The following is a 9530-nucleotide window of genomic DNA, read 5'->3' as shown; positions in this document are numbered from 1 at the left end:
GATAGTGTAGCATTTGCTATGTGAAAGTAGGACATTGCCAGGCTCCAAATTGAGAAAGCCCGACTAGCAATAGTCGGGCTTTTTTACGTCTGGAATAAAGTAAAATGAAGGTTCGAGGTGAAAGGCAATAGGTTTTAGGTAAAAAAGAATAAGAGCCTAAAGCCTACTCTATACATTTGTTATGTGACTCTCTACCGCTGTGGGCACCACGACATTGACAGGATCTAAATTGAGAAAGCCCGACTAGCAATAGTCGGGCTTTTTTACGTCTGCAGGAAAGCTATTGGCTTCGAGCCGTCAGCGTTAACCTTTGACATGCGTGTACTGTCATTTTCTAATCTTGAAAACTAGCGCCCTCTATAAGTGATAGGCAAGCTCGCACTCTTTGTAAGTAAAAAGCAAATCAGCATTATTAATAAGTGACTGTAAGCGTGTTTTATTAGGTATTATTTGAGTAATAAAGTCAGTCTGCTTTTCTTCTAATATGGTAGAATTTTATTTCTGTTTTCAATGCCAATGAGGGTTACCTTGCCTACCTCTGATTATCAACAAGTCTTAAATGAAATTACCGCTGAGGTGCAACCACTGTTATCACAAGGTAAAGTGGCGGATTATATTCCAGCATTGGCTGAGGTTGATGCTAACCAATTTTCTATTGCTATATATACGACTGATGGCCAGACATTTTGCGCAGGCGATTGCTCGCAACGCTTTACAATTCAATCTGTTTCTAAAGTAATGACGTTAACGTTAGCGCTGCAGCGCTATGGTAATGAATTATGGCAACGAGTCGGCAAAGAGCCGTCAGGTACTGCGTTTAACTCTTTGACTCAGCTTGAGTTTGAAAAGGGTATACCGCGTAACCCTTTCATAAATGCCGGTGCTATCGTTACCTGTGATGCGTTATATAGCCGCTTGTCTGCACCTATGCATTCAATGTTAGAAACATTTAGGTTATTGTCTGGAAATAAGGGCATAGTGATTGATAAGAAGGTCGCTAATTCTGAGTATAAATTTCGTCATCGTAATGCTGCAATGGGGCATTTAATGAAGTCCTTTGGTAACTTTAAAAACGAAGTTGATGATGTGTTATGGGCATATTTTAATTTTTGTGCAATAGAGCTCAATTGTGTCGAATTGGCTAAAGCATATAACTTTCTGGCCAATAAAGGGATAGATAACGTGTCTAATAGACGCGTACTTTCAAGTCTGCAAAACAAACAGCTCAACTCATTATTATTTACCAGCGGCCTCTATGATGCGGCGGGCGATTTTGGTTATAGGGTTGGTATGCCGGGTAAATCAGGAGTATCGGGCACTATATTAGCGGTGTTACCGAATAAGTTTACAGTGGCAGTATGGTCGCCTGGGTTAAATTCATTTGGCAACTCGGTGGCAGGAATAGCAGCCCTTGAGCTGCTATCTAAAAAACTTGATATCTCTATTTTTTAACTAATATGTATTGGGAGTTGTTACTGCTCCCAATAAACCTGTTCGAGGCAGTCTTCACGCTCAGGTAAACCACGAGATAAGCGCGGTGAATGCTGTACTAACACCTCAAAACTGGCACGGTTAGCATACTTACTAATTTGTGCTAATGATGAGTAGGTCATTGCCGGTTGCTGGTGTTTAGCTGAATTACCAACATTGAGCTTATGGTAAACATTTGCCGATAAGTCATGTAGTACCGCCGCTAATGCACAATCTCCTGCACCATTGGTGTTCTTAATAGAGTCTGGACCACCCATAAATGGCGCTGTATGGCTGTATGCACGAATTGGCTGCTGACAGTCAACTTTGCGCATAGCGCGCGAAAACTCATAACGATTGAAATCTGGTATTGCGCCAGGCAGCAATGGGTATTCTGTTTCTCGTTTAAATTGCTCATCGATGTAGCCTGCCATAAACAAGCCTTTTTCACCTGCGGTACAGATCACTAAATCTACCCAATCAAGTGCTTTATCAGCAGCAAGTAGAGGGTCTTCAAAGCCAGTTATTGCCAGCCCTTCTTCCTCATTCATTGCTAAAATATCAACATGTTTTTCAACAAAACTAGCCCACCAAGTAGGGTCTTGCTCGATTAAAAACTTAGTACCAAGAGTGAGTACGACAGGGATGCCAGCATCATTGGCATATTTGACAGCTTGCATTGTTGCTTCTGTCATTGTCTCAGAACCTTGCGTACGCATTAAGTAAGCACTGATCACTAATGCCGATGAGTTCTCTATTAACTCCTGATCGATTGATTCAGGTCGTAGGTGGTTCATCAGCCCTGCGCTGATGGCAAAAGTACGTTCACCAGTATCGTCAATGAGTGTAAAGCAGCGACCGATCGGACCATCTACCGGTTGTAAGTAGTCGAGATCGACACGACTTGAGGTGTTACATAAAAAGCGATAAGCGTAGCTACCAATTTTAATGTTTTCACTCATCACACCCAGTAGTACAGAGCGGTCATCCGCTAATACTGAGTAGTTGTGCATAGTGTTGCCGATAGTACCGCCTGCAAACTCATAATCGATCATATCGTTGAGTTTTAAGCGGTCATATAATGCATTGGTTATATCACTATCAATAACTTGCGACATACCTCGGCGCAGTTGAAATTCGTCAAGGAAAGCTTGATCGACTTTAGCTTCTATATCAACTACGATTTGATCTATCCCTGTGATGTAGCTGCGTTGCAACTTATCACTGGCGTTGAGTTGATTAGTAAGTGGATCTTTGGCTTCCACTGGAAAATAATGTTTATGCCTGCGGCGTCCAGGAAATTTCATTTGCTACCCGTGTGTTGTGAGCTAAATAAAAAAAGCGAGAGATTATATCGTAAATCGCACGGGGTGAGCCATGTTAAAGCTGTTTTAATTTGTTTTATTTTTATCACTAATCAGTATATTTAGCGTTTTAATGGCCTAAGTGAGTATAATTAAACAATAATTAGTTAAAGATTAAGTCAATGAGTGAACAATTGAACGATCAATATTGGATGGCGCAAGCTCTAGAGTATGCAAAAAAAGCGGAGCAGTTGAATGAAATTCCAGTCGGTGCTGTGCTGGTCAAAGATAATCAGTTGATTGCAGCTGGCTACAATCGTTCGATTACCGATAACGATCCTTCTGCTCATGCAGAGATGATTGCGATACGCGAAGGTGGCAAGGTCGTTAATAATTACCGCTTGATTGATTGTACTTTATACGTCACGTTGGAGCCATGCTCTATGTGCGCCGGGTTGCTAGTACACAGTCGTATCAAACGTTTAGTGTTTGGTGCTGCGGATGAAAAAACAGGATCAGCAGGCTCTATTATGAATCTATTACAAGATCCTAGATTAAATCATCAGGTTGAAGTTGAGGCCGGAATACTAGGTGAGTTATGTGGGCAAACTATTTCTGATTTTTTTAAACGCCGCCGTCAAGAAATAAAAGCTGCAAAGAAAGCTTTGCGTGACCTGAAGGCTTAACCTGCAGGTGCTGCAATGCTTAACTCTGCCATTTGTTGCATTGCAAACATTCTGCGACGCCAAATTACTTTTCTATGTAAATTACGCAGCATTATTCTGCGACGGGTAGATGATGAATAAATAACATTTCGTTTGAACGAATGTGTACGCCGACGTTTCAGCATGGTTTCTCCTGAAAATGTGAGAGTGAGAAAAGATATAAGTTAATTATATACTTGATACTACACATTAGTGATCATTTGATGACAAGTAAATAGATATTTTAGTTTGCGCGTACCTATCGCATTTAAAGTTATTTTTATTGTTCGCCGTTATCTTTTTTTTGCGGTGCTTGCTCATCGATACTGTCATCTTTTGTTGGGGAGACCGTGGTTTGTATTGTGGCAGGCTTTGGATTTTTAATCTCAGCAGCTTGGGTAGTAGATTGATCTATTTGTTCAGCATCATCGGGTTCAGTAGTCGGTGTGCTGATCGCGTCATTTTCATCTAACCAAACTAGTGCATCGTAGTAACGACGAATATTATCCACATACTTGACTGCAACGTCACCGCGCGAATAGCCATACTTGGTTTTACGGTAGTAACGTTTTTTGATTAATAGCGGTAAGCGTTTTTTCACATCAGCCCATTTATCAGGGCTAGCACCTTGCTGCTCGGTAATAATACGAGCATCGTTCACGTGACCCCAACCAATATTATAGGATGCTAAAGCTAGCCAAGTACGATCTGGCTGAGGAACGCGGTCGGGAATTCGTTTTTCTAGCTTCGTCAAATATTCTGCGCCGCCTTTGATATTTTGCTCAGGAGCAAGACGATTAGTTACGCCGACCTGCTTTGCAGTATCACGAGTGAGCATCATAATACCACGAACTCCTGTGGGGGATTTTGCTCGCGGATTCCACATTGATTCTTGATAACTTAAAGCTGCAAGTAATCGCCAATCTAGGCTGCCTGCATATTGCTCAAACCAAGGTTGATATTTTGGCAGTGTTTCTTTAATTGCTTCAATATAGGCAAGGGTATTAACGTAGTTAAATTGGCGGACATGGCCAAAATATTTTTCTTCAAGTACATAAAGCTGATTACTTTGTTTTACTTCACCAAAAAACGGCACCATTAACGCATATAACGAATCGTCGCCGTCTTTGCGCAGCAGCCAAGCAATGGGATCGTTACGAGTAACAGAAAAACCAATACTAAGATTAGGGTGATAGCGACGAAACAACGATAGGGTATGTGAGTCGGCAAGAGTGTAATCAATTTCACCATCGATCACTGCTTGTAATAGCTCTTCTTCGTCGAGATCTTCTGTTTCGCGCCAATTTAAATTGGGGTGAGTTTGTTTAATTTGTTGCAGTGCCAATGAATGGCTACTTTTGGCAAGTACTGTCAGGTTATCGGTTAGATCATCAAAATCACGAGGTCTTATTCTACCTTGTTTATAAACCAGTTTTTGGCTAATTGTGCGATAGGTTGGGCCAAAACGGTAATCTTGGGCGCGTACTTTATTGTACGTTAAACCAGAGGCTATTAAGTCTAAATCGCCGCTATCTAAGCGTGAAAACATGTCGGATAAGTTAAAAAATGGCACCATCTCCAGTTCAACCCCAAGGTGATCTGCAAACTCTTGGGCTAACTCATATTCAAATCCTTGTTCACCTTGCACTGCTTGATAATAATTACTTGCTCCAGCTAACGTACCCACTCTGATTTTGTTTTGAGTTTTTATTTGGCTAAGTTGAGATTGCTGCTGTTGCATATCGCAGGCACACAAAAGCATTACTAACGTAATGATTGTTATTAGCTTTTGTTTAAACATACTGTGCCCCTTGAATGCTATTACACCCTTATATCAAAACTTTGCGATGACGTCACTTGGCGATTTGTCATAGTTGACTTTACTGTGTTTGATATTTCATCTGCCACTAGGCATTATTAGTAATAAACGATGCTAACTTATAGCGCTCTTGCCGCAATTTTAATTCCCTGCTTAACCTGTATTTCCGAGTTACTTGAGTATATAATACCCGCCTAAAATATCGTTCAATCCCTAACCCCGGATGAAAATACCTATGTTGATCCTTCGTGGTGCACCAGCACTTTCCGATTTTAGAGTTCAGAAAATTTTAGCCCGTTGCCAACAGGCGCAACTTCCAGTCACTAATGTATACGCTGAGTATGCACACTTTGCAGATCTAACCGCACAGCTGTCAAGTGATGAGCAAACTAAGCTTGAGAAGTTACTTACCTATGGTCCAACGATTGCCGAACATACACCTGCAGGCACTTTGGTGTTAGTAACGCCTCGTCCTGGCACAATCTCGCCATGGGCTTCAAAAGCGACGGATATTGCACATAATTGTGGCTTAACTCAAGTACACCGTGTTGAGCGCGGCATCGCTTATTATGTTGAAGGTGACTTAAACGCTGAGCAATTAAATCAAGTTGCAGCCTTATTACATGACCGCATGACCGAAGCAACGCACAGCGCAATGGACGACGCTGCGACGTTATTCCGTACTGATGCACCGAGTCAAATGTCATCAGTTGACATTTTAGCCGGCGGCCGTGAAGCGCTAGCAACTGCAAACGTTGAGCAAGGTTTTGCCCTTGCTGATGACGAAATTGATTACTTGGTAGAAAACTTCCAAAAGTTAGGGCGTAACCCGAACGACATTGAATTATTTATGTTTGCACAAGCAAACTCAGAGCATTGTCGTCATAAAATTTTTAATGCAGATTGGACCATCGATGGTGTAGTTCAGCCTAAATCGCTATTCAAAATGATTAAAAATACCTACGAGCTAAACCCTGAAAACGTATTATCTGCTTATAAAGATAACGCCGCAGTAATGAAAGGTTCGAAAGCGGGTCGTTTCTTCCCAAATGCTGAAGGTGAATATGCATATCATCAAGAGAACATTGAAATCTTGATGAAAGTTGAAACCCATAACCACCCAACTGCGATTGCACCTTTTTCTGGTGCTGCTACCGGTTCTGGTGGTGAAATTCGTGATGAAGGTGCAACAGGCCGTGGCTCTAAGCCAAAAGCAGGTTTAGTTGGCTTTACTGTATCAAACTTACGTATTCCTGGTTACGAGCAACCGTGGGAAACTGATTTTGGTAAGCCTGCTCGTATCGTTACAGCATTAGATATTATGACTGAGGGCCCATTGGGTGGCGCTGCGTTTAATAATGAGTTTGGTCGTCCAAACTTAGTCGGTTACTTCCGCACTTATGAAGAGCAAGTAACCAGTCATAATGGCCTTGAGGTGCGTGGTTACCACAAGCCAATTATGCTTGCAGGTGGTTTAGGTAATATTCGTACTGACCATGTACAAAAAGGTGAAATTCCTGTTGGCGCTAAGTTGATTGCGTTAGGTGGCCCAGCGATGAACATTGGTTTAGGTGGCGGCGCTGCTTCATCAATGGCGTCAGGCCAATCAAATGAAGATTTAGATTTTGCGTCAGTACAACGTGAAAACCCAGAAATGGAACGTCGTTGTCAAGAAGTCATCGATAAATGCTGGCAGTTAGGTGATGCTAACCCAATCGCGTTTATTCACGATGTGGGCGCGGGCGGTTTATCAAATGCATTCCCTGAGCTTGTTAATGACGGTGGTCGTGGGGGCAAATTCCAACTGCGCGATATTCCGAATGATGAGCCGGGCATGGCACCGCATGAGATCTGGTGTAACGAGTCTCAAGAGCGTTATGTACTTGCTGTCGCGGTTGAAGATTTTGACCGTTTTGAAGCCATTTGTAAGCGTGAACGTGCGCAATATGCTGTAATAGGTGAAGCGACTGAAGAGCGTCATTTAACCGTTGCAGATAGCCATTTTGGTAACAACCCCGTTGATTTACCACTGGATGTGTTATTAGGCAAAGCACCTAAAATGCACCGTGAAGCGCAATCTCAACAAGTTATTGGTAAAGCGCTGGATACTGCAAATATTGACGTAAGTGAAGCGGCAACACGTTTATTACGTTTACCTGCGATTGCTGAAAAGACGTTCTTGATCACCATTGGTGACCGCTCAGTAACAGGGCTAGTTGCTCGTGACCAAATGGTTGGTCCTTGGCAGGTGCCAGTTGCTAACTGTGCCGTAACTGCAGCAACGTATGACACTTACCATGGTGAGGCAATGTCTCTTGGTGAGCGTACACCTGCAGCATTGCTTAATTACGGTGCATCAGCACGTTTGGCCGTAGCTGAATCATTAACCAATATTGCTTGTGCTAACATTGGACCGCTTGAAAACATTAAGTTGTCTGCTAACTGGATGGCAGCAGCTGGTCACCCTGGCGAAGATGCGGGTCTTTACGAAGCAGTTAAAGCGGTGGGTGAAGAGCTTTGTCCTGCGCTTGGTTTAACCATTCCTGTGGGTAAAGACTCTATGTCGATGAAAACCCAGTGGGATGAGAATGGCGAGCAGAAGTCAGTAACAGCACCATTATCACTTATTATCACCGCGTTTGGTCGTGTTGACGATGTACGTAAAACGGTTACTCCGCAGCTACGTACAGATAAAGGTGAAACCTCACTTATCTTGGTTGACTTAGGTGCTGGTAAAAACCGACTAGGTGCATCAAGTTTAGCGCAAGTTTATAAGCAATTAGGTGATGTAACGCCAGATGTAGATAGCCCTGAATTACTAAAAGGCTTCTACAATGCAATGCAAGCGTTAGTCGCTGATAATAAGTTACTTGCTTATCATGACCGTTCAGACGGTGGTTTATTTACCACAGTGGCTGAAATGGCATTTGCGGGTCATACTGGTGTGACTGTTGATTTAGATGGTTTAACAGGTTCTGACATTGAAGCACTTTATAATGAAGAGCTCGGAGCGGTAATCCAAGTTGCTAACAGTGATTTAGAGGTCGTGAACGCAGTATTTGCTGAACATGGCATTGCTGCAATCAGCCATGAAATTGGCACACTTAACAGTGACGACAGTGTGGTATTTAACCGCGCTGGTAACCCTGTACTTAGTAACACGCGTACTGAATTACGTACTATTTGGGCAGAAACCACCTACCAAATGCAAGCACGTCGTGATAATCCTGATTGTGCTAAGCAAGAATTTGATGCCAAGTTTGATGTTAAAGACCCTGGTCTTAACGTTAAACTAAACTTCGATTTAAATGAAGATGTGGCAGCACCGTATATTGCGACAGGCGCTAAGCCTAAAATGGCTATCTTACGAGAGCAAGGTGTTAACTCGCATTTAGAAATGGCAGCTGCATTTAACCGTGCTGGTTTTGCGGCAGTTGATGTACACATGAGCGATATTCTTGAAGGGCGTTTAAGTCTGGAAGAGTTTAAAGGCTTAGTGGCATGTGGCGGCTTCTCTTACGGTGACGTGTTAGGTGCTGGTGAAGGTTGGGCTAAATCAATCTTATTTAATGATATGGCACGTGAGCAGTTCCAAAGCTTCTTTGAGCGCCAAGACTCATTTAGTTTAGGTGTGTGTAACGGTTGTCAGATGTTATCAACATTAAAAGAGTTGATCCCTGGCACTGAACATTGGCCACGCTTTGTGACAAATAAATCTGAGCGTTTTGAAGCACGTTTTAGCTTAGTTGAAGTGCAAGAGAATCCTTCGGTATTCTTCAACGGTATGGCGGGCTCTCGTATGCCTATCGCTGTGTCTCACGGTGAAGGTCATGCTGAGTTTGCTAATGATGCAGCAGTGAAAGCAGCGCTTGAGTCAGGTACTGTAGCGGTTAAGTTTGTTGATAACTACGGTAACCCTACGACACAATATCCTGCTAACCCGAACGGCTCGCCAGAAGGTATCACAGGTATTACTTCAGCTGATGGCCGTGCTACTGTAATGATGCCTCACCCTGAACGTGTATTCCGTGCGGTTGCTAACTCGTGGCACCCAGATGAGTGGCGCGAAGATAGCCCATGGATGCGTATGTTCCGCAATGCACGTAAAAATGTAGGTTAAACTATATTTATACACACTAGATTCATTATCTAGTACTAGAATAAAAGGCTGCACTGTGCAGCCTTTTTTGTTTATGCTGGTCAAAGGTCAAAGGTCAAAGGTCAAAGGTCAAA

Annotated in this window: 6 protein-coding genes; 3 read left to right on the top strand and 3 right to left on the bottom strand. The window is 42.7% G+C overall.

What is annotated here, in order from left to right; genetic code table 11:
* The first annotated feature begins 528 nt into the window (after window positions 1-528).
* On the top strand, window positions 529-1452 hold the full coding sequence (gene glsB / locus H5163_RS20655) for a glutaminase B (RefSeq protein WP_182735856.1): 924 nt from the start codon (window positions 529-531) through the stop codon (window positions 1450-1452).
* A gap of 20 nt (window positions 1453-1472) precedes the next feature.
* On the opposite strand, the gene H5163_RS20650 is transcribed toward glsB, so the two are convergent.
* Complete coding sequence (locus H5163_RS20650) at window positions 1473-2777, bottom strand: inosine/guanosine kinase (protein ID WP_145235032.1); 1305 nt, start codon at window positions 2775-2777, stop codon at window positions 1473-1475.
* Window positions 2778-2956: 179 nt separating this feature from the next.
* On the opposite strand from H5163_RS20650, the gene tadA reads away from it, so the two are divergent.
* A complete protein-coding gene (gene tadA, locus H5163_RS20645) occupies window positions 2957-3460 on the top strand; it encodes a tRNA adenosine(34) deaminase TadA (RefSeq protein ID WP_145235034.1) in 504 nt (167 codons plus the stop codon).
* Here tadA and H5163_RS20640 read toward each other — a convergent pair.
* Together H5163_RS20640 and mltF are read right to left on the bottom strand one after the other, a co-directional pair.
* Entirely contained in the window at window positions 3457-3624 is a 168-nt protein-coding gene (locus H5163_RS20640) for a hypothetical protein (protein ID WP_169020230.1), read from the bottom strand. The two genes, tadA and H5163_RS20640, sit on opposite strands and share 4 nt — an antisense overlap.
* A gap of 134 nt (window positions 3625-3758) precedes the next feature.
* Window positions 3759-5279, bottom strand: a complete 1521-nt coding sequence (mltF, locus tag H5163_RS20635; RefSeq protein WP_259399840.1) for a membrane-bound lytic murein transglycosylase MltF — start codon at window positions 5277-5279, stop codon at window positions 3759-3761.
* A gap of 253 nt (window positions 5280-5532) precedes the next feature.
* On the opposite strand from mltF, the gene purL reads away from it, so the two are divergent.
* Entirely contained in the window at window positions 5533-9417 is a 3885-nt protein-coding gene (gene purL, locus H5163_RS20630; RefSeq protein ID WP_182735855.1) for a phosphoribosylformylglycinamidine synthase, read from the top strand.
* Window positions 9418-9530: the final 113 nt, after the last annotated feature.

It is taken from the genome of Pseudoalteromonas sp. SG44-8 (assembly GCF_014164125.1).
Lineage (GTDB): Bacteria > Pseudomonadota > Gammaproteobacteria > Enterobacterales > Alteromonadaceae > Pseudoalteromonas > Pseudoalteromonas rhizosphaerae.
This window is presented reverse-complemented; position numbering and strand designations above follow the sequence as displayed.

What these genes read in the sequence shown, in the direction of transcription:
- H5163_RS20640 (WP_169020230.1), bottom strand. Translation starts at nt 3,624, where the DNA reads ATGCTGAAACGTCGGCGTACACATTCGTTCAAACGAAATGTTATTTAT.
- tadA (WP_145235034.1), top strand. Translation starts at nt 2,957, where the DNA reads ATGAGTGAACAATTGAACGATCAATATTGGATGGCGCAAGCTCTAGAG.
- H5163_RS20650 (WP_145235032.1), bottom strand. Translation starts at nt 2,777, where the DNA reads ATGAAATTTCCTGGACGCCGCAGGCATAAACATTATTTTCCAGTGGAA.
- mltF (WP_259399840.1), bottom strand. Translation starts at nt 5,279, where the DNA reads ATGTTTAAACAAAAGCTAATAACAATCATTACGTTAGTAATGCTTTTG.
- purL (WP_182735855.1), top strand. Translation starts at nt 5,533, where the DNA reads ATGTTGATCCTTCGTGGTGCACCAGCACTTTCCGATTTTAGAGTTCAG.